Here is a 25039-nt window from a genome sequence, read left to right as displayed (position 1 = left end):
GACGAGTCATGCCGGTAGTGTCAACCTTCCTGTACTGGGAAGGTCAAGCACGGGCGAGCGATGAGTTCGCGGAGCCGTTGCCTCAAGCGTTGCGTCCGGTTGAGCGTGATCTTCCGTGTTTTATCCCAGCCCTCAGCCTCAGCGCTTAACGCTCAGAAGGCGGCAGGCTCTCACGTATCGCTCCGGCCAGCGCGACCTGCTGCTCGCCGCCGCGTGCCTCCAGCGCCACAGCTGGGCCTAGCCGGTCGCGCACGGCCTTGTTCTGCCCGAGCTTCCATTTGCCGACCAGCCGCGTGATTTCGATCTCCAACCCGACGATGGCAGCCAGCATCTGAGTCATGAAATCGGCGGGCGCGTCGCTCATTTTCCAGGGCTGGGCTTCGTGGGCTTCCATCTTGCGCGTCAACCGGCCGACGAGGCCACGCAGGAACTTTTCGTCGTCGCGCACTACGATCCGCCCGTGGGCATGCACCACCATATAGTTGTAGGTGGGTACCTGCCGATGGGTTTCATGCTTGTCTGGATACCAGCTCGGCGAAATATAAGCCGCCGGGCCCTGAAAAATCACCAGGGTCTCCTGTGCCGCCGCTTCCTGCCAGACCGGATTAGCCCGTGCCACGTGGGCGCGCAGCGTTCCGAGCGGCCCGTTATCTGGTGCGAAGTCAAACGGTAGATGGTTGGCATCCAGCCCGGCCGGACCCTGTGTGACCAGCGTGCCAAAGGGATGATCTGCGATGAGCTGGTGCAGCGGTTCAGAGCGGTTTTCTGCGAAATGCGCGGGCAAATACATACGGAACTCCGATAAGGACGGCGATGAATACAAACCCTGGGCGTAGTGCCGGCAAGTTTCATGCGGAAACGCTACGATACCGCGCTGCAGCAGCGTTGCACGATTGTGCGAGAGACTTGTCGGGGTGCGGCGGATGCGATACAACTGCCGTTTTGCAGCGTTGCTGAGGGGCGTGCGTCAGCGTCATTATCGGGCTGGCCATGACACCTTGCACAGGCACGACCAAGAGGCTAGCGATGCTTTCAACCGGTTCTTCTTCCATCCGCTTGACACCAACAATGAAAAGCAATCACCGCACGCTGTTTGCCTGGCGCAAGACTTGCGCCGTCCTTGTCAGTCTTGTTGTGCTGGCGGGTTGTGCGGCCTCGCCGCCTGAGACGGCTTCACGAGCGGGAAGCTGGGTTCAGGATCAGGCCGCCGATGCCTATGTTTTTGGCTATCCGCTGGTGCTGATGACTACCGCACGCGACACCGCCATTGGTGCCGGGCCTGGTCAGGAGAGCCTGAACGCGCTGCGGCACGCGCGCGCGCTGCCTTCGCCGGGGGCATTGAATCCGGCTTTTCCCAGTCTCGATACGCTTGCTTCCAGCGGCTGGCTCGATGTCGGCGCGGAGCCGGTCGTGCTGACCTTGCCTAATTTCGGCGGGCGTTATGCCGATGCCCGCGTGCTCGACATGTGGACCAATGTAGTTTGGTCGGCGGATACGCCAGGCCCGTCCCGGGTGACGGGCCTCAAGGCGCAAACCATCGCCTTCGTCGGGCCGGGCTGGCAGGGCACCCTGCCGCGCAGCGTGACGCGTGTCGAGGTACCGACGCGCTATCTATGGGCGAATGTCCGGGTTCAGGCGAATGGGCCGCGCGATATCGCGGCGGTGCGCGGCTTGCAACGCGCCATGCGGGTCGAGCCGCTGAGCGTTTATCTCGGCCAGCAGCGCGCGTTCAGCGCGGTAGCGCGTAGTGATCGCCCTGACACCGCTGTGTCTTTGCCTGATACGCCGGCAGCGCAGCTCGCCGCGCTGCCGGCTGGCGCTTTTTTCGGACGCCTGGCCGAGGCACTTGGGGATAATCCGCCCGCGACGGCCGATGCGCATGCGCTGCAAGGACTCGCCGAGATTGGCGTGAAGCCCGGCGCGCCGCTGCGCATGCCCACGGGGGCCCGGCTCTCCCAGATAGAGCGGGGTGTGGCCACAGGCCGGGAGCGAGTGGCCACCGCACCGTCAAATTTGATGACGGACAAGGGCTGGTCCTGGCTAGGCGATGGGGTCGGCCAGTACGGCACGGATTACGCGTTGCGGGCGTTCGCGGCCTCGACGCAGCCAGGCATTGGCACGCTACGCGATGAACTGCGCGCGTGGGTGCGCACGGATAGCCGGGGGCAGCCGCTGAATGGCGCGAAACGCTATGTCGTACGTTTCGCGCCGGGCCAGTTGCCGCCAGTACGAGGTTTCTGGTCGCTCACGGCTTATACGCCCGATGGTGCGCTGGGCCAGGGCGCACAGCGCAGCGTGAGCGGTGGCGAGCGTCACGGCGCCAGGCGCAATGCCGATGGCTCGTTAGAGGTGGTGCTCTCCGCTAGCCGGGTCAAGGCCGCGAACTGGCTGCCTGTGCCACGTGGTGCTTTTGAACTCGTGCTGCGGCTCTATGCGCCGCAGCTGGAGGCGCTGGGTGGCGCGGAAGGGGACGGCTGGCAGCCGCCTGCCGTGGTGCCGCAAGCACAGCGGCGGGCTAAGCGAAAATAAGCGGCGGCCAGCGACGATCAGCTGCAAGCAGCGAAGCAGGCGCTGCCGTAGCAGGGGGCCCAAAGCGTCACGCGTAGCGCGTATGCGTATACTGGCTGCGGGCTGGAACTTCGTCATTGCAGCGGATTATCCGCCGCGTCATACATGGTCGAACATGGCATTCATAAATCGAACAACACTTGCTACCTGCATGTCACGCCTTCGCCGGGGCGTGATTGGGCTCATTATTTTTCTCGTGGTCGCGGGTCTGCTGGGCTTTTTTGCCGGCCCCCCCCTGATCCGCCATGTCGCTGAACAGCAGCTCGGCAAACAGCTTGAGCGGCCTGTCAGCATTGGCCGCATCGCACTCAATCCGTACACCCTCAGCCTCGAAGCGAACCGCATCCATATCGGCGAGCGTGACGGCGCGGGAGCCTTCGTCGATATCGAACGCCTGCTGGTGCGTCCATCGTGGAGTTCGCTGTTGCACGCGGCGCCGGTCATCAACGAGGTGCGGATTGATTCGCCGCGTGTGCATCTCGTGCGCTACGGCGCGCAACGTTTCAATTTCACGGATCTCATCGAAAAATTCTCGAAGCCCGCCGCCCCTGGGAGCAAGCCCGCGCTGTTTTCCGTGTCGAATATTCGCCTCGAAAATGGCCAGATCACGTTCGACGACCGTCTGCTTGGCGAGAAACATGTGCTCGATCACTGGAAGCTCGGTATTCCATTCATCGCCACGCTACCCACGAAAACCGATATTTTCGTTGAGCCGCTGCTGCGCGCACGGCTCAACGGCAACCCGCTGGAGCTCAATGGCAAGACCAAGCCGTTTATGGCCTCGCGTGAATCCGAAGTAGCGTTGCGTTTCTCTGGGTTCGATGTGCCGCGCCTGCTGTCCTATGTGCCGGTCAAACTGCCGGTTGTCGTGCAGTCCGGCAAGCTCTCGGTCAATCTCAAAATGGACTTCGAGATGTCCGGCGAGGCCCCGACGCTGCGCGTGAGCGGCACCACGGATCTGACCCAGGTTCATCTGCTCGACGCCCAGCACAAGCCCTTTTTTGCGGCGCAGGCGTTGCACCTCGCCGCCGCGACGCTTGAGCCCCTGAAACACAGCTATCGCTTCGATGAGATCCGCGTGGAGGCGCCAACCGTCAATCTGGCGCGCGACAAGGCCGGGGTCTTGAGCATTGAGCGGATGCTGGCGGCCCAAGCGCCCGTCGCCCAACCTGCGGCAGGCGCCAGCAAGACGCCTGTGGCGCATGCCGCGACTGCCGCGACCAAGGCGGCTCCCCTTAACCTGTCGGTCAAACATTTTGCGCTGAACAACGGCACGCTCAATTTCAGCGATGCCGCCGCGTCACGGCCGACGCAACTCGGCTTGACGAAGATCGCCGTCGGTCTCGCCGATTTCTCGACGCTCGGCAAAACCCCCGCGCATTTCACGCTGAGTACCGCCTTCCGCGATGCGCCGGGTTCGCTCGATGCCGCAGGCACGCTGGGCCTGGCAACGCATACCGCGCTGGCGCAAATCGATCTCAAAACCTTATCCTTGCCGCTGTTGCAGCCGTATCTGGATGGCGTGACGGCCGCTCAGGTGAGCGCGGGCACGGTATCGGCCAACGCGAGCGTCAGTGCGGACTGGAGTCAGACACCGCTGAATCTCAAGCTGGGCGAAAGTGCGCTGACCGTGCAGGCGCTCAAGCTCGCAGCGCCGCGCAGCAAGGCCCCGGCCTTGACCCTCGCGCAAGGCCGCATCGAAGTGAAACAGGTTGACGTGCCGGCTCGCCTGGCCGAAATCGCCCGTGTTGACGCGAGCGGCCTCACGCTCAACGCCGAACGCTGGAAAGACGGGCGCATCGACCTGGCGGCGCTCGCCGGGCCGCATCAGGCTGCCCCAGCGCGCAGCGCCCTGAAAAAACTCGAACAGGAGCCCGGCTGGCGCTATTCGATTGGCGAGCTGAATCTGACGGATAGCAGCGCGACCTGGCTTGACCGCAGTACCCCGCGGCCCGTCAAGCTGACGCTTGCGCCCTTGCAACTGAACGTGCGGCAGATCAGCCAGGATATGAAGCGCCCGCTGCCGTTGAATCTGCGCGTGACGCTCAACCGCAAGGGCACGCTGGCGGCCAGCGGCGAGGTGACCCCCACGCCGCTCAAGCTTTCGCTGAAACTCAATGCCCAGCGGCTCGATACCACGGCGTTCGAGCCGTACTTCGGCCAGGCGCTCAACACCGTGATTGCCAGTGCCTGGCTGAATGCCAACGGTCACCTGGCGCTCAGCCAGGCGCGCGCCCTGAAAGCCACTTATCGCGGCGACGCTGCGCTGGTGGACGTGCGCATGCTCGACAAGGTGACTTCCGATTCCTTCGCGGGCTGGCGCTCGCTGGCGTTCACGGGCCTCAAGGCCAACTACGACGCGAGTGGCGTGGATATTGATACCGCCCGCGTGACGTTCGCCCATTTCTATGGCCGCGTGATGCTCGATGCGCAAGGCAAGCTGAATCTGAAAGAGGTCGTCGCCCAGAAAACCGGTGCCGCACAGTCGCTCACGCGCGGTGCGGCGAGCGACGGGCATGAGCCTGTGCCACTGACACCGGAGGCCGCATCAGCGCCTGTGTCAGCGTCAGCGCCGGAGCCTGCCTTCGTCGCCAGCGCCGCCACTGCCGACGCCGCCTCAGGCGCATCGGTTCCGGCTACCGTGGTCGCGGCGGCCCCGCCCCAGCATCCGGTCAGATTGCATTTTGGCCAGTTGGTGCTGCAAAACGGCCGGGTGAAATACACCGATAACTTCATCAAGCCGAATTTCACCGCGGACCTCGTGCATATCAAGGGCACCGTGGGCGCTTTTGGCACCGAATCCAAAACCTCGGCGGCCGTCGATATCGATGCGCAACTCGCAGCGAACGGGCCGCTGGCGATTCGCGGCACGGTCAACCCGTTGATCCAGAAGCCCGCGCTCGATCTGACCGCCACGGCCCACAGCATTGCGCTGACCAACCTGACGCCGTATTCGGCGAAGTACGCGGGCTACCCGATTACCAAAGGCAAGCTCAATGTCGATTTGCATTACAAACTCGAAAACAACCAGTTGAGCGCGAATAACCATCTGTTCATCGACCAGTTGACGTTTGGCGATCACGTCGACAACAAAACGGCGACCAGGCTGCCGGTTCGGCTAGCGATCTCGCTGTTAAAAAATTCACGCGGTGAAATCGACGTGAATATTCCGGTGCACGGCTCGCTCGACAACCCGGAGTTCAGTCTGGGCGGGCTGATCTGGCACGCGCTGCTGAACCTGCTGCAAAAAGCGGTGACCGCGCCGTTCACGCTGTTGGCCAGCGCGTTTGGCGGCAATGGCCAGGAACTGGGCTACGTCGAATTCGAACCCGGCTCGGCGAAGCTTTCCGCCGCCTCGGACAAAAAACTCGACACGATCGCCCGAGCCCTGGCGGACAAGCCATCGATCCGCCTCGACCTGATTGGCCGCGTTGACCCCAAGCTCGACGAGCCCGCGTTGCGTGAGCTATACGTGGAGCGGCTGGTGAAGCAGCAAAAGATCAAGGGTTTGGTGGGCAATGGTGAAAGCATTGATTTGTCCACGGTCACGGTCACGCCCGACGAATACAGCAAATATCTGACGAAAGCGTACAAGAACGCTGACTTCAAAAAACCACGCAACCTGATTGGAATGACCAAATCCCAGCCCGATGAGGTGATGAAACAGGCGCTGGCGGAACACGCGTCCGTCGACGAGGCCAGTCTGCGCGAGCTCGCCCAGCGCCGTACCCAACACGTGCGGCAATACTTCGAAGGCAAGATCGACAGCAGCCGCATTTTCATCGTTGCGCCCAAGCTCGATGCCAAGGGCATCAGCGATAAAGGCGCGACCACGCGGGTGGATTTTGGTCTGAAGTAAGAACCCTGTAATTCATCCACCACCCGCCTGTCATCTACCCGATGCCGCATCAGTCCACGCAGGAAAGTGGACTTATGCGGATTAATGAATTGGCTTTAATGGCCACACGGCAAGCGGCTATAGTGGGTCACGTAAAAATTATCTTGAAATAATCGCGCGGCATTGAGCCGTGACGGCAGGGCAAGCCGGTTCGGTAACCCGGGCTTAAGCCCGATGAGCCATAGACAGGGGGACAGGAACGATGAAGACCAGCGACGTGATCGTCAGCTTTCGCGGGGTGCGCAAGACCTATGACGGCGAAACACTTGTCGTCAAGCAGCTTGATCTCGATATCTACAAAGGCGAGTTTTTGACGCTGCTAGGGCCATCCGGGTCGGGCAAAACGACGTGCCTGATGATGCTGGCGGGGTTTGAATTCCCGACGGGCGGTGAAATCTGGCTGGATGGCACCTTGCTCAATACGGTACCGCCGCATAAGCGCGATATCGGCATGGTGTTTCAGAACTACGCGCTGTTTCCGCATCTGACAGTCGAACAGAACATCGCGTATCCGCTAACGGTGCGCAAGATTCCGGCGCGCGAGCGCGTTGCACGCGTGCAGCATGCGCTTGAAATGGTGCAGATGGAGCGTTTTGGCAAACGCTATCCGGCGCAGCTTTCGGGTGGCCAGCAACAGCGCATCGCACTGGCGCGGGCGCTGGTGTTCGAGCCGAAGCTCGTGCTGATGGACGAGCCGCTTGGGGCGCTCGACAAGCAATTGCGCGAGCACATGCAATACGAACTTAAATCGCTGCACGAGAAGCTGGGCCTGACCTTCGTTTATGTCACGCACGATCAGGGCGAGGCGCTGACGATGTCCGATCGCGTCGCGGTCTTCGATAAAGGCATCGTGCAGCAGCTCGATAGCGTGGAGCGGCTGTATGAATCGCCTGGCAATGAGTTCGTCGCCAATTTCATCGGCGACAGCAACCAGTTGCGCGGCACGATCGTCAGCGTCGAAGGCGAATTCTGCGAACTGCATCTGCTGGATGGCACGCGCCTGAAGGGGCGCAATATCGACGGCGTGCAAGCGGGCATGGCGGCTGTCGCCTGCATCCGGCCCGAGCGCATGCATCTCGTGGCAGGGGCGGCGCGCACGGGCAGCAATGCGCTCGCGGGCGAGGCGCGCGGGCTGATTTATTTTGGCGACCACGTGCGCATGCGCTGCGGGCTGCGCGAGCAAAACGAATGCTTCGTCAAGGTGCCGCTCGGTACCCCCGCGCTTGATACCTTCGCGCCAGGCGTGCCGGTTGCACTCGAGTTCGCGCCAGAGCATCTGCGCGTGTTCGGTGCCGCCGCCTGAATGCGAGGCCCAAGCTAAAACTGGAATCAGAGACCCGGCGCCCGGCGCCCGGCGCGTGATGCATGCGGTATTCCGTGCATGGCGCCATGCTCTCCCACCATCCATCGTTCATCGTTCATTGTTTACCGCTCCACCGCTGGCCTTGAGGCCAGCCGCGGTTAACCGCCATGCAGGAGACCTCAAGCGTGAGCACTATAACGATCGCCGCTGACTCGACAGTCGAAGCGTTAGTCAAACTGAAACGCGAGCTCAAGGTCGCCGAAGCGAAAAAACGCGCGATGGCGCTGTTGCTCGTTGCGCCGCTCGCTATTTTTCTGCTGCTGATCTTCGTGGTTCCGATCGGCGTGCTGCTGACGCGCGCGGTGCAGAACCCCGAGGTGGTGTCGGCACTGCCGCATACGGTGGAGGCCTTGCGCGAATGGGATCGCAAGACGCCTCCTGCCGATAGTGCTTATGCCGCGCTCGCGGCTGATCTGAGCGTGGCGAAAAACGGCGAAGCGCTGGGGGGCTGGCGCGGCGGCTCAATACGGAGATTCCAGGGTTTCGCTCGCTCGTCTCGAAAACGGCTCGCGCGATGCCCATGGCCGACGACAATGGCCGTACGCTGCCTGCGGCACAAATCCGGGCGCGACTGCTTGACGTCGATCCGCGCTGGGCCGAAGTCGGTTATTGGCAGGCGATTGCGAAAAATGGCCGGGCGTATTCGCCGTTTTATCTGCTGGCATCGCTGGATCATCGGCAAGACGCGTTTGGCCACATCGCCCCGACGCATACCGACCAGCGTATTTACCTGACCGTTTTCGGCCGAACCTTCCTGATTGGCGCGGTGGTCACGATGTGCGCGCTGCTGCTGGGTTATCCGCTGGCTTACTGGATCTCGACGCTATCCGAGCGGCGCGCCAATCTGGTGATGATTCTGGTGCTCATTCCGTTCTGGACTTCGATCCTCGTGCGGGTGGCCGCATGGATCGTACTGTTGCAAACCGAAGGCCTCGTGAACAAGGCGCTGGTGGGCAGTGGGTTGTTGCAGACGCCGCTGCCGTTGCTGTTCAACCGCATCGGCGTTTATATCTCGATGACGCATATCCTGCTGCCGTTCATGATTTTGCCGCTGTACAGCGTGATGAAATCTATCCCGCCCACCTACCAGCGTGCTGCGGTGTCGCTAGGTAGCCATCCGTTTGCCGCGTTCTGGCGGGTTTATGTGCCGCAGACCTATCCCGGCGTCGGCGCGGGTGCGCTGCTGGTGTTCATCCTGGCGATTGGCTACTACATCACGCCAGCCTTGCTCGGCGGCCCCGATGACCAGATGGTCAGCTATTACGTCGCTTACTTCACCAATGTGACGATCAACTGGGGCATGGCCTGTGCGCTGGGCGGCCTGCTGCTGGCAGCGACACTCGTGCTGTATGTGATCTACGGACGCTTCACGCGTTCGCCAGCGAATCTCGGCTGAAATTCTGGTTAAACCTGCTACGGAGCCCTGGCGTGATGAAATTCTCAAAACCGGTGTTTGCGCCGCATACGTCGCTGCTCGAACGGGTGTGGTACTTCGTGCTGCGCGGCCTGGCGGCGCTGACGTTGCTGTATCTGATCTTGCCGGTGCTGGCGATCGTGCCGCTGTCGTTTTCCTCGAGTACGTTTCTGGTGTATCCGATCCCAGGCTGGTCGCTGCGCTGGTACGAAAACCTGATCGGTTCGAGCGACTGGCGTCTGGCGGCCAAAAACAGCTTTATCGTCGCGCCGTCCGCAACCCTCGTGGCGACCGTGCTGGGCACGCTGGCCGCCATCGGCCTGAACAAGGCGAACTTTCGCGGCAAGACGCTGCTGATGGCGATCCTGATTTCACCCATGATCGTGCCGGTGGTCGTGGTCGGCGTGGGCATGTACCTGTTTTTCGCGCCGCTGGGGATGGCGAGCACCTACCTCGGGCTGATCCTCGCGCATGCCTCGCTGGGGGTGCCGTTTGTCGTGACCACGGTGGCTGCAACGCTTCAGGGGTTCAATTACAACCTCGTGCGCGCTAGCCAGTCGCTGGGCGCGAGCCCGCTGCATACGTTTTTCCGCATCACGTTACCGGTGATTGCGCCGGGCGTGATTTCCGGGGCGCTGTTTGCGTTTGCGACGTCATTCGACGAGGTGGTGGTCACGCTGTTTCTTGCGGGCGCCCAGCAAACCACGCTGCCGCGGCAGATGTTTACCGGCATCCGCGAGAACATCAGCCCGACGATTGCCGCGCTGGCGACGATCCTGATTGTTTTTTCGACTTGCCTGTTGCTCGCGCTGGAATGGCTGCGCGGCCGCAGTGCCGCGCGGGCAGTGGCCTGAGGTCTTATCTGGGGTGGTTGGGCAGCAGATAAATAACCCGCTGCGCCACCTCATAAAAAAATGCGATTAAATAAAGATAATTTATAAATCAATATCGTGTTTTTGATTTGCTTTTTATCTTTAAAACATATTGTTTCATTTTTGCAAAAAAATTACTGTCTCTGCATAGTTTAGGAATTTTCTGTATGTAAATATGGCTTTGCATCTCTATCCTTAGTCACTTCTCGGAAGCGATAAATTTGGCTCAGGAAGCGATGAAATTTAAATTAACCATGCTGGCCTGTGCGCTAGCGGTATCTGGATGCGCGGGACAAGCGGCTCGTGAGCAGCTGGGCATCGAAGACGACACCGTGCTCAAGACAGGCCTCGGCGCGGCGCAGAACGCTTCGGCGGGCGCGGTGACACGCGAGTGGATTGACACCTATGGCCCGATTGGCAAACGGGGTGAGGTGCTCGACAATTTGCAGCAACGCATTGATGCGCTCCCGCAAGCGCCGGACAGCTACTTTCGTGCCAAGGCGCAATGCTGGGTCGATGTGGCGCAGCAAGAACTCAAAGCGGGAGACAACTGGGGTTTCGTCGAAGAAGCCATTGGCCAGGCCGCGCTTATCACGGGCAATCTGGCGCAACGAAGCGCGATTTCCGCCGCCAACCCTGTGTTGCGGACGGTATCCATGGTACGGCCGGACCTGTGGGATATTGCCAACGCGATCAAGGCGAACCCGACGCTGCCCAGTTGCCCCACGGCCCAGCAACCGCTTGCCTGTGCCGAGGTTGAGCTGATGCGCGCGGGCCATTACGCATGGAGACGTAATTTTTCCGCTGCCGAAAAACTGCTGCCAAACGTCCAGGACATGCTTAAGCGCTCGGCGCAAGCCACGCTGGAGTGCAAGCCACCTGCGCCGCCACCGGCTCCCATCCAGGACAAAGTGTCGTTCAAGGCGGATTCGCTCTTCGTTTTTGATCGCGGTGATGAAACGGGCATGCGGCCTGAGGGCAAAGCCGAACTGGATGCGCTGGTGAAGGTTTTGCGTGAGCGCGGCGCCAGCGTGCGCAGCATGCAAATCAATGGTTACGCGGACCGGATGGGCCGCGTGACCTATAACCAGAAACTCTCATTAAAGCGGGCGCAGACGGTTCAGTCGTATTTGCGCAAGCACGGGGTGGACTTGCCGATGACAGCGACGGGTTTTGGATCGGCCAAGCCATTGGTGAGCTGCCATCAAAAAGACCGTAAAGCGCTGATTCAATGCCTTGCACCCAATCGCCGGGTCGAAATCGAGATAAGCCGTTTGTAAATTCTTGTAAATGCCTGTAAATATTAATGAGCCTTGGGCCATGTTGCATGCAGGTTTGAACGGCCTTGGTTACTGCATCTACAGCATGAATTTTTAGCGTTGAGTGTCGTATATAGATACTGCACTGCGGCTAAATTTTGTCTCACTATGTTTATCTTGATTTTGTATTTTTGTTCAGTGAGATTTCATTGTGCAAGTAGAGAAATTTCATAAGCTGTATTACTACTACCTTAAGAAATGTCAAAAAATTGTCATTGCTGGAGTTGCCGAATTTTAGGTAGTCGATATATTAAATACCAAGATTTTTTTAGGAGAAGTTCGAGATGACGACCATATTGATCGTCGATGATCATCCAGCGCTCCGCCTTGTCATTAAGACCCATCTCACGCAACTGATCGGCGTTACCGAAATCATCGAGGCTGATAACGGGCAGGCTGCCATCGAAATGACACGGGTCCATATGCCCGATCTCGTCATTCTTGACCTCGATATCCCACGCATTAGCGGACTGGATGTGATTGCCCGGCTCAAACTGGTGCATGCGGATGTGCGCGTGCTGGTGCTATCGGGACAGGATCAGGAAACCTTTGTGCCGCGGGCGTTGCGGGCGGGCGCGCAAGGTTTTTTAAGTAAGTCGCAGGAATTACGCGACATCATGCGCAGTGTTGAGGCGGTACTTGCCGGGTACACGGTGTTCCCGGTGCTGGCTACGACAAGCCAGGTCACGCTCGCCGAGTCCGTGCCCGAATCAGACAATCTGCAACTGCTCAGCGACAAGGAACTGGTGATCCTGCAAATGCTAGCCAAGGGCATGTCGAACAAGGCAGTGGGTGATGCGCTGTTTATCAGCAATAAAACGGTGAGCAGCCACAAAACCCGGATCATGCAAAAGCTGCGCGTGAATTCGATGGTCGAGCTGGTTGATTTGGCCCGGCGCTGTCGCGTCGCGGTACCGCAATGAGCGGCGCACTTTTTGCCAGGATGGATGGTCGATGAGCCTCGCGTTACTGGTAAGTACCGATCCGCGATGGGGCGAGGCCAGCGGTTTGGGAGCGGCGCTTGGCAAGCTGGGGTTTTATGCTGTTCCAGGCTGGCGGGCCGACGCGTTATGCAGCATTCGTCTGGTACTGGTGGATTGTTCTTCTGGCGCGGCACCCAAAGCGTTCCAGTGTAGTGATAGCCGCTTAAGTTGTCCGTGTTTCGCGGTGGTCCCCGTGCAATTAACGGAGGGCATGACTGACGCCAACGGTGTGCCATTCGATGAGGTCGTGCCGATACCTGGCGCGGCGGATGAGATTGTCGCGGCGCTGGTGCGCTACGGCTACGCGGTATTTTCCGCTGAAGATGGCCAGAAGATTCCGTCACAACTGAATGAACTCGCCTGCGGCGACCGCAGCGTTGCGCAGGATATCGCACGCTTGCTGATTGCAACCAATAGCGAGAGCGTGGTGCAGTTGCAGGGTGCGCTTGGACGCGAAGCGCCGGACGAACTGCGCGCGGTCGCGCACCGGCTGAATGGGTCGCTGAAGATGCTGCGCTGTTCCATGCTGGTTGCGCTGGCGACCCTGGTGGAACAAGCCGCCAGGGAGCAGAATTTCGCGTTTGTGCAGAGCCTTCTGTATCTGGTGGCCGATGGCATGGACGGCCTTAATACGGCGCTTGGGCAATGGTCGGACGCGTCCGCTAGCGGAAGCTGAGCCTGAGGCTGAACCGCATTATTTTATTTGTTTAACCCTGATGCCCTGGATGAGCATGATTGCCTGTCCGGGGCTTTATCGTTTGCCAGACTCCGCATTGAGCGTTTGCCGTACCTGTATGAAATGGCCTTGCCTGCTTTCAGGCGCGACGTGCGCCGGGATAGCGGAGGACAACCGGTAATGCTGATACCGGCCTAGCACCTTGGGCACGTAAGCCATGGTTTCGTTATAAGGCGGGATCTGCATCCCGTATTTCATCACCGCACCTTCGCCGGCGTTATATGCCGCTAACGCCAGTTCGACCTTGCCGAACTGCTGCATGAGCTTACGCAGATAGCGCGCTCCCGCCATGATGTTCTGCCGTGGATCGAACAGATTGACTGCGCCATGACGCGAACCCGTTGCCGGCATTAACTGCATCAGCCCCGTTGCCCCTTTGGGCGAAATTGCCTGCGGATTACCGCCGGATTCGACATCGATCACGGCCATGAGCAGTGCGCTGTCAATCTGCGCGGCATGTGCGACGTCGGCGATCAGCGGGGTGAGCGCTGTCACGCGCGATGACACCGAACCGGACGGCGCACTGGCGAACAGCGCGCCTGGCGAGAAGGTGGACAAGCTCGGGCCCGATGCGCTGTATGACGTGACCACCGACATTTTGCGTTCAGGTTGCGCGATCTCCACGGTGCTGGCCGGGACGCTTTTCTGGGCTATAGCACTCGCATGCTTTGCGTTTTTTACGCCACCGATCATCATCACGACCGACGAGGCATGCGCATGGGCCGCCACACACAGCAGTCCGGCCAGCACGGCCTTTGACCCGCGCCGTGCCTGATTGACACGGATAGCACGAATAGAGGGGAGGCCCGGAATGAACTGCATCATGGCTTTTCGTCCGGCTTCAAGCCATCCGCCGCGGCGGATGGCCGGAAAGACGACTGCATGCGCACGATCATTTCTGATTCAAGCCCAATGGGCCAGCGGCCCGACGTCACGCCATCCTGCAGATAGATATTGCACTGGTTATCCGGATTGCCCGGATTGCCCTGACTGCCGGTGCCGACAGAGTTGTCGGACAGAATCCCGCTCGGGCCGGGGTTGCCAATCATGTTGGTCGCGTAGTAAATCACCTTGTTCACTAACGGCACATACATCGGATAGCAGTAGTGAACGCGGATTTTCAACAGGTTGGCATCCTGGATGCTGACAGTGCCTGGCGCTGGCGTTGAGTTGCGATAGGCCAGTGAATCATTCGGAATCTGGGTATAGGTGATACCCGTTGCCATATCGCGCTGGGGCACGGCATATGCCTGAATGGCTTCGGGCGTGGGGTTGACGATGGTAATGACAGCCGCATGGATCGACGCGAGTGAGGCGAGTCTTGCCGCACCTGCAACGCCTTCCGCGCTCGCGGTTCGCGCATAAAGCGGCATCAGCCCGCGTGCCAGACCCCTTTGCATCGCCCGCATCGAGCCGTGATTGACCGCACCTTCGCGGGCGGCTTCCAGCACAGCGACGTCGAGTGTCGCTTTCGCCTGATACATCAGCGCGAACTGCACGATGGCGAGGCAGAAAAACAGCAACAGCGGCGCAATGATGATGAATTCGGTCATCGACTGGCCCGCCTGGCCTGACCTGCGACGGATGCGGCTCATCGATGATGCGGGCTTGCAACGTAGGGGGTTCACGACAGCGCCTCGAAAACCAGTAGGTCGCCCACACGGATACCGTGCGCATAGGCGGCACCGGCTCGCATTTCGAGCGTTTGAGTCGCGCACAGGTTCAGGCGCATCCGGTTGCGTGGCACTTCAGGATGAATCGCCACCACACGTTGATGGCGGTCGAGAAACAGCACGTCAATGGCAAAGCGCATGCCGAAGGTATGGATCGAACGGCAGGGCTTGAGCAGCAGCGCTTCGTTATCGGCCAGTTGATCGCGGCCGAGCAGGCCACGCATACGTTCCTTTGCCGTTTGCGTGGTAGCCACCCGAACCCCAATGTCACGTTGATGAAGGGTGAGACGGGTAAAGATCACAGCAGGCCGTCCTGAACGAATTTCATGACGATAGGAAAGCCCAGCACGATGAAGGTGACCGGGAAGATAAACAGGAGCAGTGGAAACACCAGCTTGACGGGGGCTTCCATGGCCTGTTTTTCAGCACGCTGGAAGCGCTCCGAGCGGCGCTGTTCAGACTGGAAGCGCAGTGTTTTCGCCAGGCCTGATCCCATCCGTTCAGCCTGAATGGCCGCGCCGACCAGGTTCGAAATTTCCTTGATGTTTTGCCGTCCATCGAAGCGGCGCAGCGCTTCGGTGCGGCTCAAGCCGGATTTCAAATCGCGCAGCACGTGTTCGAATTCGCGCCGCAGCGGGCCGTCCGGGCCTTTTTCGACGGCTTTCTGAATCGCGCCGTTGATGTTGAGCCCCGCTTCGACCGCGAGCGTCAGGAAGTCCAGATAGATTGGCAATTGGCGCTGGATGGCCGCGACGTGGCGGCGTCTTACGTCACGGGTCCAGAGGATGGGGTAGTAGTAGGCGAGCAGTGTGACGCCCAGCAGGATCGGCAGAGAGAATATGTGCAGCAGGTACATCAGTCCCAGCGTGACGAACATGGTGAGTATCGAAACGATCAGCGACATCGACAGAAACTGCCGCGCGCTCATCAGAAAGAGCAGCGAGGTAAGACGCAGGCGCTCTTCGATTTTGGCAATTTGTCTGGCGCTGTATAGCGAACCGAAGTGGTGATCGACAAAGTTCACCAGCGGCCAGATCAGGCGCAATCCTTTTGGGAGTGGATCGAGATAGGTACGGTTTTCAAGCGGCACATCGCCTGTTAGCTGACCCACTGACTTGAAGGCGATGAAGGCGAACAGCATGACGCCTGCCGTGGTGAGAAGCGAGAGAAAGAGCAGCATGGTTACACGTTGATGTTGGTGATCTTGGTGATCGATTTGTAGCCAAGGAACTCCATGACCGCGATCACGCCAAGCGTGGCCCAGCCAACCGGTTCGCTAAAAAGCGGTGCCATTGCCGTGGGTTCCATCCAGCGCAATATCAGCATCAGGAAGATCGGCAGGCCTGTCATGACGATGCCTTGCATCCGGCCTTGCGAGGTGAGCGCCTTGATTTTTCCTTCCATTTGCAGTTTTGCGCGCAGCGTGCTGGCGACGGATTCAAGCGCTTCGGCCAGGTTGCCGCCGACCTCGCGCGCGATGGTCACGGCTGCGGTCACCATCATGAAGTCGGGTACCGGGATGCGTTTTTCGACATTGCGCATGGCCATGTCGAGATCCACGCCGAGGCGGATTTCACGCATCAGCAAATCGAACTCTTGCGAGATGGGCGGCGCGGATTCCTGCACCACGCTTTCGAGCGCGATCGGGAAACTGGCGCCGGCACGCAATGCGCCAGCCATCATCAGCAGCGCGTCGGGCAACTGCTTTTCAAGGGCCGCGACGCGTTTTTGCCGCATGGACGCGAGCACGCGCTTGGGCAGCATCAATGCGAGCGGCGTCGTGGCGAGGGCGAGCAGGATGTTCTTGCTGAGCAGGAACGCGATGAGCGGCAACGCGAACATGGCGATCATGGTCCATGTAGCGACCTTTTGCCGGTTCACGAACACAAAGGCTTCCGCTAGCGAAGCTTCCACTTCGTTCGCCATATGGCGCGAACGGGTGGATAGCGCCGTTTTGCCCAGCCGCATAAAAAACCAGATGGCAACAAGGACGCAGCAGAAAAACGGTACGAGCATAAAAAGAGGATTCATGACGGTAGCCTTATTCTGCTGATTCGCGCGTGAAAATCTCGGTATTCACAGGAATGTGGCGGCGGATCAGGTCCTGGTAAAAATCAGGAATGTAGGCGGTTGGCACGAATGTGCCCGAGATCTTGCCGTCGCTGTTGTAACCCTCCTGGCGGAATACAAACACGTCTTGCAACTGGATGATGCCGGACTCCATGCCGCCGACTTCGGTGATGTGCGTGACCCGGCGTGAGCCGCATGAAAAGCGGGTCTGTTGCACGATGATGTCCACCGCCGAGCAGATCTGTTCGCGGATTGCCTGCACGGGCAGATCAAGACCCGCCATCAGTGTCATCACTTCAAGACGTGCGATACAGTCGCGCGGCGCGTTGGCGTGGGCCGTGGTGAGTGAGCCGTCATGGCCGGTGTTCATGGCCTGCAGCATGTCGAGCGCTTCACCGCCACGACACTCTCCGATCACGATGCGGTCAGGGCGCATCCGCAGACAGTTCTTCACGAGGTCCCGGATATGCACGGCACCCTTGCCCTCCATATTGGCTGGCCGGGCTTCCAGCGAGACGAGGTTGGGTTGCGACAGTTGCAGTTCGGCCGCGTCTTCGACGGTGACGATCCGCTCGTTGTCCGGGATGTAGCTCGATAGCACGTTGAGCAAGGTTGTTTTGCCCGAGCCCGTCCCGCCCGAGATGATGATGTTGGCGCGCTGTTCGACGGCGGTATTCAGGAACTCGAGCATCTCAGGCGACATCGAGCCGAAATTCACCAGATCCTCACCCGCCAGTTTGGTTTTGGAGAATTTCCGGATGGTGATGCTTGGGCCCTTGAGCGCGAGTGGCGGAATCACCGCGTTGACACGTGAGCCGTCTGCCAGCCGCGCATCAACCATCGGCGAGCTTTCATCGATACGGCGGCCGATGGGTGCGACGATGCGTTCGATGGCGCCTGATACGGCGCGGTCGTCGGTGAAGATCACCGACGAGCGCTTGAGCTGTCCTGCTTGCTCGATGAAAATTTCATCGTGGCAGTTGACCATGATTTCGGTAATCGACGGATCGGCCAGCAATTCTTCGAGTGGGCCGAGCCCAATGATTTCGTCGAACACGGCCTTTTTCAGCGCATCGAGCGGCACTTTCGTGTTGCGGAAGCTGGGATCGTTTTTCAGAATCTCGTCCAGCGTGCTGTTGACGGTATGACGCAGTTCGTCGTCTTCCATGCGCGCGACGTTCAGGCGGCGCAAATCGAGTGCGGCGATCACACGCATGTGGGCCATCTTGCGCAACTCGATGCCCGACGGGCTATTGATTGGCGCTAACGCTGCGACTTCAGCCGCTGTTTTCCTGACGCGTGCCGGCATCAGGCGCAGTGGCGCCTGGGCTTTTTGTTCCCTGGGTGCGGCAGGCATGGCAGCAGCGGGTTTGGCCTGGGGGGGCAGTGCGAATAACGCCGCGTTGGGCGACGTGTTCGGCGCCTGGGCGGGCGATGCGTGAGCCATGCCATGCCCCTGGTTTTCCTGGCTGGAGAGGCCATGATTGCCGTTGGCCTGAGGCGCCATCTGTTGCATGGCGGGCGCGGAGATTGGCGCATGGGGTGACAAGGCGGCCATGGCGTGATCTTGCACTGACGTGCTATCGAGCACCTTGAGCGTGGTGGTCCCGATTTCAATCGTATCCGCGCTTGTGAGCGGGCCGTAGCGCGTGACAGGCTCACCGTTGACCAGAGTCGCGGTAATGCCGCCCTGATCTTCGATGTAATACGCGTTTTGCTGATTGATGATGCGCGCGTGAAGCTTGCCGACCAGCATGCCCTTGATCACGATGTCGCAGCTTTCAGCTTTGCCGATGGTGCAATCGTGATCCACCGTGAACGTCTGGGGCGCCGTATTGCGCGCCTGTATCTGTAAGTTAAGCATGGTGCGTCTCCATCAATGCTGGTTAGTTGCCTGAGCCCAGCGTGCCGACTTGCTGTGCGGGAGTTTTACCGCCAGGCGCGCCCGCTGGGGTTGCACTGCGTGGCGCGGCTCCGGTTGATGCGTTCAGCGTGCGGATTGCTTGCGCAAGATCCATGGGAATACCCGTGTTGGGGGCCTCGCCTGCAGGCGCCGTGGGCCTTCTTGCGGACGCTACCGGTGCCGCAGCCGGTGCCGCAGCCGGTGCTGGTGCCGCAGTAACCAGCGCCATACGCAGGGGTTGCTCCGTGGCTGGCTGGGCCCACTGCGTTGCCTGCGGCGACAACTGCTGCGGCGTAACGCGCACAGGCATGGGTGCCAGCGCGGGTGTTGGCGTGATCGGGCGGCGGGTTTCCGGTGTGGATTCTTCGTCTTTAGGCGCCAGCGGGCTAGGGTTGCCGTACTGGCTGCGGAAGCGCTCATCTACCTTGTCGGCACGCGCCAGCAGGCCGGTGTTAGGCGCGAGCGAAGGATCGGAGATCAACGGCGTGACGAAGATCACGAGATCGCTTTTCTTGGAACGGAAGCTTTCCGAACCAAACAGCTTGCCGATGATGGGCACCTTGCTGAGATACGGCAGGCCGGTCGTGCTTTCCAGCGCATCGGCGCTGATGAGCCCGGAGATCGCCAGCGTTTCGCCTGCGCGCAACGAGATGTCGGAGCTGGTGCGGCGCGTCAGGAAGCCGGGATAGCCGCCGTATGACACCGACGGATCGAGCTGGCTGATTTCGGTTTCAAGATTGGCGGAAATGATGTTGTTGGCGTCGACCACCGGACGGATATTCAGCTTGATACCGTAATCCTTGAATTCGACGTCGGTCGTACCGAGTGCGCCTGCCCGGGGAATCGGCACCTGGCCGCCTGCGAGGAACGAGGCGATGCCGCCGCTCTTGGTGTTGAGTTCCGGCGCCGCGAGAATAAACGCGTCGCCATCGTTGACCGCGAGATTGATTTTCGAGGCGATTTTCGAGGCGATGCCCGCGACGAAGAAGTTGCTGCCGACCGCGCCGGTTGCTGCGTCGACGGCGTCCGAGGTACTGCCTGAGCTGGCTCTTTTTCCCGCTCTAAAGAACGCCGAGCCACCCACTTCTGGACCGTTGAATGAACTGTCCCATGCGATACCCAGGTTTTTCTGGGCGTTACGCGTCAGCTCCATGATCTGCACTTTGAAATGGATGGTTTTTTTCAGTGCATCGCCTTCATCAACGGTGGTGGTGTCGATCACGTTGCTCAGGTCTGCCGTCGCAGCCTTGACGAGCGGCAGCATGTTGCGGTGAACCACGCCGGAAAGGACGATATTCGGTCCCACCGGATCGATGTGCAGCCCCGACACCGAGTGCAGCACGGAACGTAACTGGTCCACCGAGAAATTGACGTCACCCTTGGCCACGCGCACGGTAGTTTGCAAGGCGATGCCCCGTTCATTCCAGACCACCAGTGAGGTGATGCCTGGCGCTTCGCCGATCAGCATGAGCCGGCCATCGACTACGTTTGCGGTAAGCAGTGAGCCGTTACCGACCGCGATCCGCTTGATATTGCCCGGCACATGGATGACGCGGACTTCGCCGCGATACAGATCCAGCATGCTGCCGCGTGCCAGGGAGGTGACGCCAGACTGCATGCTTGCAGTCTGGGCCAATGCCACGGGTGCGGCATTGCATAGCATGATCGCTGCCAGAAGGGACGAAATAGCCCGGCGCGAAACTACCGGTGCGTGAAATTTAACTGTCATTTTTGAAGCCTGTGCTGGGTACTTTAGTTTCGACCGGACGTGGAGCGCGTATCGAGTTTCTGCAGTTGTTGGGCGATGGCGTTGGCCTGTTCGTAGACGGAAGACTTGGCTTGCGTGGCTTCAGCGTCTGAGGCGGGTGGCATGGCGTTGGCGGGCGTCGCGGCAACTGGGGCCGCGGCGCGAGGCGGTACATTGGGCGTATGGGGCCCATCAACCGGCAGCATCGTTGTTTTGCCCGAGGCACTGCCTCCTGCGATCATTTCGACCATGTTTTGCGCCGGGGCCTTGCTGTTAGGCTGGTTGGAAAACAGTTGCCCTTCGCTTACGTACCGCGGAACGTTGAGGCTCTTGTCTTCGGAGTTACGCAAGACGAGGCGCAGTGAACCGACACGCTGGGCCAGTGCGAGGCGGGCTGCCTCGGCGACGGGCACCTGCACGGTGACACTGGCAAACGCGCTTTTTTCAGCCGGGTTGTTGCTGTTGCTCATTGATTCGCCCACGTTGCGTGGCCGCACGTCCTGGCCTGTCGCCAGAATCAGGATATTGGGCAGCAGCAACTGGATCGAGGTGTCGTTACCATCCGGGCCGGACTTGTAATCCATCGCGGATTTAGCTGTTCCCACCCAGTAGATATCGACGTGATTACCCGGCCGGATCATCTCGTTGTTCGAGTTGATCATGTCGATCTCGAGTGTCACGGCACGCTCGCCAATGGGCACCACATCGGAGAAATCACGTCCGCTGAGTGCGTCGATATCCGACGTGCGCAATGGCAGGCCACGCCGCACGGGATGGATGAGTTTGGAGGCGCGGAACTGCTCGAAACTGTCGGCGCGCACCATGTCGTCGTAGACCAGATCAGGGGCGATTTCACGCGCCACGAAGACGTCGCTGGCAAGCGGCGTGCCGCTTGGCACGTCCTGGGCCGGCACGACGACGGCAATGCCGTGGCTTGCCTTGCCCGCCATTTCGGCTTTCAGGGTGGCCTCCCGCGCGTTCAGGTATTGGTACATGAAGTAGGTCAGACCACCCGCCACCAGCAAGGCCGCGAGCAGGAGGATCCACGAGTTTCCCAGCAGGGAGCGAAATTTGATTTTCTTAAGCATGACGATTTGCCCAGCAATGCTCAGGGCAGTGAAAGAGTGAAGCTGTAAGCGCTAAAAAAAGACTTGAATGCATTAACCAGCTGGTCGATGACCGAAGGCGCTGCCCCATTGGCGATAATGAGCGCGGCGGCGATCGCCATCGTGATGACCAGGTATTCAGTGCCTGCCTGACCGCGTTGCTGACGGAAGGCGGACGTAGAAAAATCAGGATGCTTCATAGTTCAACGTGTCCTTGTTGCATTGATGACGGCCTGTGTCTGCCCTCCCTGATCGGAAAAAATGGCATCCACCTGGTCGCTGCCGTTCTGCATCACGGCGATACTGCCGACGATTTTTTGCGAGCCATCCAGTTTGTAGGACGGTCCTTGTGCGACTGTGGCCCAGCCTTGTTCGGCGAGCCGCGCCCGATACCGCTCAGCGTTGCCGCTGGCGCTGCCGGGTAGTGCCATGACCCAGGTCCTTCCAGCCTGGCCGGGGTCATGGCTTTCGATATCCGTGATGACCTTGGCATTGCTGGGCAAGGGCACCGTGCCATCGGGAATCTGGCGGCGGGTGACCTTGCCGCCCAGGCGCGTCACGCTCAGCACGCCCCGGGTACGCCCACCCGTGGCCTTGAGCGGAATGGTGAGGGCGTAGTGGCAGTCGTCGTCGAGCGCGCTTAACAACATGCTGCCGCGCCCACGCTTGCCCATCGCGGGCACTTCCTGCTTGCGCCAGAACGCGCGGAATTCGGCGATGACGTCGTCTGGCGAGCCCGCGAAAGTGAGCCCCAGCACCGTAGTGGGAATGCCATTGACCAGCAGGTCACGGCCCAGAACCTCGGTGCGTGCTGCCTTGACAGGCTGCTTGCCGCACGTGGGGGCCGCTTGTGCGGTGACCGTGACGAGGGGCAGCAGCACGCAGCCGAGCCGCGCTCCGCGGAGAATCAGTTGAGTGAGCTTCATGGGGCGAGACGGTCTTTCGGAACGATGTCTTTAGCGGTGCGATGGACATCCAGCGTGGCGATATCAGGCGAATACTTTTTCAAGGGCTGATAGATCGACGGGTCGATGACTTTGCGCTCATCGGCGGAAACGATCGCTCCGGCAGTTAAGTACCAGGTACTGTTGCGGCCGTTCGCAACCCATGGGTTAGTCAGCAAAACGTTCGTGTCACGAAAGGTCAGGCCGTTATAGGTGCTGCCGAACAGGCTTGTGAGCGCTGCGTTATCGTGGGCCACGGAAACACTGAGCGTTGCCGCTACCAGGTTGCGCGTGGCGAGCCATATTTTTGCCTCGAACATGCCCTTGCCCACCGTGTCGATCTTGCCGAACGACTGGCCGCTGTATCGATCCAGTTGCGGCGTCGGGCTGGCTCTCATATCGGTTGTTGCGATGATGTTGCTGCCCATATCGCTGATGAAAGCTTCTCCGCTATGGTCGTGCCACATCGTAGGTATTGCCGGACTCTCTGCTTTGGTCTTGTCGTCGCTTTTGACCATTGAGTTAACGGCAAGCACGCGCTGAAGATATTCATGTTGAAGTTCCTGGTCGTTCTTGCTGCCCGCACCCGCCAATCCGTAGTACCAGTCGTAATCGTTTCTGTCCGACTTGGAGGGTGAGTCGGAGTCAAGCCAGACCGTCCGTTCCCATGCGATATAGCGTGCGCCGGCCAGTGTCTTGTTCCGGACGTCATTGAACTTGCCCATCATGGCGAGCGCGAAAAACATCACACCCATGACGAACATCGCCGCCACGAGAAATTCAACCATTGCCTGGCCGCGTTGACGCTGCTGTCGCCGCGTTCGCTGCGCCTGATGCGCGAATAAAAGTAAATCAGTTGATCGCATGATGTGAGGGGCCAGCCTTAATAGTCCGATGCCGGAATCTGGTCTACCCAGGCGGCCTGGCGCTCGGCTTCGCGGACGGGTGCCAGATGCGCTTGCCAATAGGGGTTGAAGGTGCTCGGGTACTCGGTTTTACCGTCGGTTCGTTGCCAGAGGGCGCTGTGATAAAGCAGGCCGTATTTCAGGGCGCTGCCAGGACCTTCATTCGGTCGGACGAAATAAGCATTGGCGCTCGATAACGCTCGCAGCACTTCGCCTGCAGCGGTCGGGACAGCGCGCATGCGGCCGGCGCCCTGAAGGCCCACCGTTTTGGTCAGCGTGCCGCTTTTGCGCTCAAGCTCGATGGTGATGCGAGGGGCTTCAGGGGAAGTAGGCGTGCCCACGATGTCCTGGTAGGGCAGCAGGCCGCCGTTTTGCGGATCCATGAGGAGACCCGGGCCTTGACCCATCTGGGAAGCCACTGCATTGGGCACCCGGCCTGGCTTGCCGCTCTGGTCGGCGCCGAAGTTGATGTAGCCGCCATAGCCGGTCCAGTCCAGGGTGTCGGAGACGTAGGGGGCGTAGCTCAGAAAGCTCGGCTTGCCACGATAAGACGGCAGATTGCCGTTGGCCGCACCGGCTCGCCCGACGGTCATCGGTTCGCCAGAGAGACCGCCAATGCACGAGACGGATACGGTCATGAGGCTGGCATCGATAGCCTGCCAGCCTTTTTTGTCACGCCGGAGCTGGGTGCCGCCTTCATGCTCCACGCGCGCCACGATGGTGCCGGGTTGAGAGCGGCATATCTTGTTTGCGCTGTCATCGAGCTGCATGTAGTCAGGCGCCATGCTGGCTGTCGAGCGACGGTTTTTCGTAAACGCGTCGAGGGTGTCCCTGTTAGTCAGGACCTCGGCAAAACGGTCGTCTTCAACCTGGCCGGTGAGCGATTTGATTTGCGTGTAGTTTTTCCAGGCAGCCAGCTGGAAGGTGTTGCGCGGACTGGTAAAAAATCCCGCCGTGACAAACGTGTCGGCCTGATTGGCCTGCGCGACTGTATTGGCCGCCTGGGGTACAGCGGTGAAGATTCCCGCATGGAAATTTGTCTGGGCCGTGTCCAAGCCGCGAATGATCGTACCGATATCTCTGGCGGCGATGGGCAAGAGCGCATCGAGCGTGATACGGACGGGCTCGATCTCGTCTTTGCCGCGGCGTTTGGGGCCGCTCCATTTCTCAGGATGGTCGGCGAATGCCTGGATGAGGCCGTCGACATCCGGGGTCGCTCCATACCGGTTGTCGAGTTCGTCAATCCATGATTTGAGGCCGACGATCTGGGCCGCTGTGACCTGATTGGCGATCATCGCCCGGTTGGTATAGGCGGAGAAGTTGTAATCACGGGCCTGGAGCAGCGCGGCGCTATAAGCGGCCGCATCGGCCGTGTTTTGCAACTTGATCTTGGCGCTTGTCATTTGAAACGAGTTGAACGCCACGTAGATGCTAAGGCCACCAACCAGTAAAAAGATAAGGGCAGGGACCAGCGCCTGCCCGCTAGCGCCGGCAACCCTGGCCCTGCCCTTGCGGGCAGAGCGTTTCATGATGCTTGA

At 60.1% G+C, this 25039-nt stretch carries 21 protein-coding genes and 1 pseudogene; 9 read left to right on the top strand and 13 right to left on the bottom strand.

Annotated elements, in window-relative coordinates; all coding sequences use genetic code 11:
• Positions 1-8: 8 nt before the first annotated feature.
• The gene (locus GH657_RS17655) at positions 9-149 is read left to right on the top strand and encodes a hypothetical protein (RefSeq protein WP_153102308.1); all 141 of its coding nucleotides are present in this window, start codon (positions 9-11) and stop codon (positions 147-149) included.
• Here GH657_RS17655 and GH657_RS17650 read toward each other — a convergent pair.
• Complete coding sequence (locus tag GH657_RS17650; RefSeq protein WP_153102456.1) at positions 146-790, bottom strand: FMN-binding negative transcriptional regulator; 645 nt, start codon at positions 788-790, stop codon at positions 146-148. The two genes, GH657_RS17655 and GH657_RS17650, sit on opposite strands and share 4 nt — an antisense overlap.
• Before the next feature lie 278 nt (positions 791-1068).
• On the opposite strand from GH657_RS17650, the gene GH657_RS17645 reads away from it, so the two are divergent.
• The 8 genes and pseudogenes from GH657_RS17645 (at position 1069) to GH657_RS17610 (ending at position 13093) form a co-directional block, all read left to right on the top strand.
• Entirely contained in the window at positions 1069-2529 is a 1461-nt protein-coding gene (locus tag GH657_RS17645) for a DUF1254 domain-containing protein (RefSeq protein WP_153102307.1), read from the top strand.
• A gap of 154 nt (positions 2530-2683) precedes the next feature.
• A complete protein-coding gene (locus tag GH657_RS17640; protein WP_153102306.1) occupies positions 2684-6427 on the top strand; it encodes a DUF748 domain-containing protein in 3744 nt (1247 codons plus the stop codon).
• A 241-nt stretch (positions 6428-6668) separates the two neighbouring features.
• Positions 6669-7769, top strand: a complete 1101-nt coding sequence (locus tag GH657_RS17635; protein ID WP_153102305.1) for an ABC transporter ATP-binding protein — start codon at positions 6669-6671, stop codon at positions 7767-7769.
• 194 nt (positions 7770-7963) lie between these two features.
• A pseudogene (locus GH657_RS17630) lies at positions 7964-9225 on the top strand (ABC transporter permease).
• A 35-nt stretch (positions 9226-9260) separates the two neighbouring features.
• Positions 9261-10097 carry an ABC transporter permease gene (locus GH657_RS17625; protein WP_153102304.1) on the top strand — a complete coding sequence of 279 codons (837 nt, stop codon included), beginning with the start codon at positions 9261-9263 and terminating at the stop codon, positions 10095-10097.
• A gap of 254 nt (positions 10098-10351) precedes the next feature.
• Positions 10352-11395 carry an OmpA family protein gene (locus GH657_RS17620; RefSeq protein ID WP_153102303.1) on the top strand — a complete coding sequence of 348 codons (1044 nt, stop codon included), beginning with the start codon at positions 10352-10354 and terminating at the stop codon, positions 11393-11395.
• A 323-nt stretch (positions 11396-11718) separates the two neighbouring features.
• Positions 11719-12357, top strand: a complete 639-nt coding sequence (locus GH657_RS17615; protein ID WP_153102302.1) for a response regulator transcription factor — start codon at positions 11719-11721, stop codon at positions 12355-12357.
• Between the two features lie 31 nt (positions 12358-12388).
• Positions 12389-13093, top strand: coding sequence for an Hpt domain-containing protein (locus GH657_RS17610; protein WP_153102301.1), 705 nt, complete (start codon positions 12389-12391; stop codon positions 13091-13093).
• A gap of 75 nt (positions 13094-13168) precedes the next feature.
• Here GH657_RS17610 and GH657_RS17605 read toward each other — a convergent pair whose 3' ends face one another.
• From GH657_RS17605 to GH657_RS17550, 12 genes are all read right to left on the bottom strand, one after another.
• Positions 13169-13978 (bottom strand): lytic transglycosylase domain-containing protein, encoded by an 810-nt coding sequence (locus tag GH657_RS17605; RefSeq protein ID WP_246174214.1) that lies wholly within the window; start codon positions 13976-13978, stop codon positions 13169-13171.
• Positions 13975-14781 carry a TadE/TadG family type IV pilus assembly protein gene (locus tag GH657_RS17600; RefSeq protein ID WP_343031293.1) on the bottom strand — a complete coding sequence of 269 codons (807 nt, stop codon included), beginning with the start codon at positions 14779-14781 and terminating at the stop codon, positions 13975-13977. Before GH657_RS17600 ends, GH657_RS17605 begins: the two co-directional genes overlap by 4 nt.
• Entirely contained in the window at positions 14778-15080 is a 303-nt protein-coding gene (locus tag GH657_RS17595; protein ID WP_281349421.1) for a DUF192 domain-containing protein, read from the bottom strand. Before GH657_RS17595 ends, GH657_RS17600 begins: the two co-directional genes overlap by 4 nt.
• 44 nt (positions 15081-15124) lie before the next feature.
• Positions 15125-16006 carry a type II secretion system F family protein gene (locus tag GH657_RS17590; protein ID WP_153102299.1) on the bottom strand — a complete coding sequence of 294 codons (882 nt, stop codon included), beginning with the start codon at positions 16004-16006 and terminating at the stop codon, positions 15125-15127.
• Between the two features lie 2 nt (positions 16007-16008).
• A complete protein-coding gene (locus GH657_RS17585; protein WP_153102298.1) occupies positions 16009-16857 on the bottom strand; it encodes a type II secretion system F family protein in 849 nt (282 codons plus the stop codon).
• 10 nt (positions 16858-16867) lie between these two features.
• Positions 16868-18760, bottom strand: coding sequence for a TadA family conjugal transfer-associated ATPase (locus tag GH657_RS17580; protein WP_153102297.1), 1893 nt, complete (start codon positions 18758-18760; stop codon positions 16868-16870).
• A 22-nt stretch (positions 18761-18782) separates the two neighbouring features.
• Positions 18783-20528 carry a type II and III secretion system protein family protein gene (locus GH657_RS17575; RefSeq protein ID WP_153102296.1) on the bottom strand — a complete coding sequence of 582 codons (1746 nt, stop codon included), beginning with the start codon at positions 20526-20528 and terminating at the stop codon, positions 18783-18785.
• Between the two features lie 23 nt (positions 20529-20551).
• Entirely contained in the window at positions 20552-21634 is a 1083-nt protein-coding gene (gene cpaB / locus GH657_RS17570) for a Flp pilus assembly protein CpaB (RefSeq protein ID WP_153102295.1), read from the bottom strand.
• 20 nt (positions 21635-21654) lie between these two features.
• Positions 21655-21852 (bottom strand): hypothetical protein, encoded by a 198-nt coding sequence (locus tag GH657_RS17565; protein ID WP_153102294.1) that lies wholly within the window; start codon positions 21850-21852, stop codon positions 21655-21657.
• A gap of 3 nt (positions 21853-21855) precedes the next feature.
• Positions 21856-22578 carry a hypothetical protein gene (locus GH657_RS17560; RefSeq protein ID WP_153102293.1) on the bottom strand — a complete coding sequence of 241 codons (723 nt, stop codon included), beginning with the start codon at positions 22576-22578 and terminating at the stop codon, positions 21856-21858.
• Positions 22575-23384: a hypothetical protein gene (locus GH657_RS17555; RefSeq protein WP_153102292.1), complete on the bottom strand. Its 810-nt coding sequence runs from the start codon at positions 23382-23384 to the stop codon at positions 22575-22577. Before GH657_RS17555 ends, GH657_RS17560 begins: the two co-directional genes overlap by 4 nt.
• A gap of 95 nt (positions 23385-23479) precedes the next feature.
• A complete protein-coding gene (locus GH657_RS17550; protein ID WP_153102291.1) occupies positions 23480-25030 on the bottom strand; it encodes a pilus assembly protein TadG-related protein in 1551 nt (516 codons plus the stop codon).
• Positions 25031-25039 lie beyond the last annotated feature (9 nt).

The organism is Paraburkholderia hayleyella, from assembly GCF_009455685.1.
In the GTDB taxonomy this organism is placed as follows: Bacteria; Pseudomonadota; Gammaproteobacteria; order Burkholderiales; family Burkholderiaceae; genus Paraburkholderia; species Paraburkholderia hayleyella.
This window is presented reverse-complemented; position numbering and strand designations above follow the sequence as displayed.

What these genes read in the sequence shown, in the direction of transcription:
- GH657_RS17655 (WP_153102308.1), top strand. Translation starts at nt 9, where the DNA reads ATGCCGGTAGTGTCAACCTTCCTGTACTGGGAAGGTCAAGCACGGGCG.
- GH657_RS17650 (WP_153102456.1), bottom strand. Translation starts at nt 790, where the DNA reads ATGTATTTGCCCGCGCATTTCGCAGAAAACCGCTCTGAACCGCTGCAC.
- GH657_RS17645 (WP_153102307.1), top strand. Translation starts at nt 1,069, where the DNA reads ATGAAAAGCAATCACCGCACGCTGTTTGCCTGGCGCAAGACTTGCGCC.
- GH657_RS17640 (WP_153102306.1), top strand. Translation starts at nt 2,684, where the DNA reads ATGGCATTCATAAATCGAACAACACTTGCTACCTGCATGTCACGCCTT.
- GH657_RS17635 (WP_153102305.1), top strand. Translation starts at nt 6,669, where the DNA reads ATGAAGACCAGCGACGTGATCGTCAGCTTTCGCGGGGTGCGCAAGACC.
- GH657_RS17625 (WP_153102304.1), top strand. Translation starts at nt 9,261, where the DNA reads ATGAAATTCTCAAAACCGGTGTTTGCGCCGCATACGTCGCTGCTCGAA.
- GH657_RS17620 (WP_153102303.1), top strand. Translation starts at nt 10,352, where the DNA reads ATGAAATTTAAATTAACCATGCTGGCCTGTGCGCTAGCGGTATCTGGA.
- GH657_RS17615 (WP_153102302.1), top strand. Translation starts at nt 11,719, where the DNA reads ATGACGACCATATTGATCGTCGATGATCATCCAGCGCTCCGCCTTGTC.
- GH657_RS17610 (WP_153102301.1), top strand. Translation starts at nt 12,389, where the DNA reads ATGAGCCTCGCGTTACTGGTAAGTACCGATCCGCGATGGGGCGAGGCC.
- GH657_RS17605 (WP_246174214.1), bottom strand. Translation starts at nt 13,978, where the DNA reads ATGATGCAGTTCATTCCGGGCCTCCCCTCTATTCGTGCTATCCGTGTC.
- GH657_RS17590 (WP_153102299.1), bottom strand. Translation starts at nt 16,006, where the DNA reads ATGCTGCTCTTTCTCTCGCTTCTCACCACGGCAGGCGTCATGCTGTTC.
- GH657_RS17585 (WP_153102298.1), bottom strand. Translation starts at nt 16,857, where the DNA reads ATGAATCCTCTTTTTATGCTCGTACCGTTTTTCTGCTGCGTCCTTGTT.
- GH657_RS17580 (WP_153102297.1), bottom strand. Translation starts at nt 18,760, where the DNA reads ATGCTTAACTTACAGATACAGGCGCGCAATACGGCGCCCCAGACGTTC.
- GH657_RS17575 (WP_153102296.1), bottom strand. Translation starts at nt 20,528, where the DNA reads ATGACAGTTAAATTTCACGCACCGGTAGTTTCGCGCCGGGCTATTTCG.
- cpaB (WP_153102295.1), bottom strand. Translation starts at nt 21,634, where the DNA reads ATGCTTAAGAAAATCAAATTTCGCTCCCTGCTGGGAAACTCGTGGATC.
- GH657_RS17565 (WP_153102294.1), bottom strand. Translation starts at nt 21,852, where the DNA reads ATGAAGCATCCTGATTTTTCTACGTCCGCCTTCCGTCAGCAACGCGGT.
- GH657_RS17560 (WP_153102293.1), bottom strand. Translation starts at nt 22,578, where the DNA reads ATGAAGCTCACTCAACTGATTCTCCGCGGAGCGCGGCTCGGCTGCGTG.
- GH657_RS17555 (WP_153102292.1), bottom strand. Translation starts at nt 23,384, where the DNA reads ATGGTTGAATTTCTCGTGGCGGCGATGTTCGTCATGGGTGTGATGTTT.
- GH657_RS17550 (WP_153102291.1), bottom strand. Translation starts at nt 25,030, where the DNA reads ATGAAACGCTCTGCCCGCAAGGGCAGGGCCAGGGTTGCCGGCGCTAGC.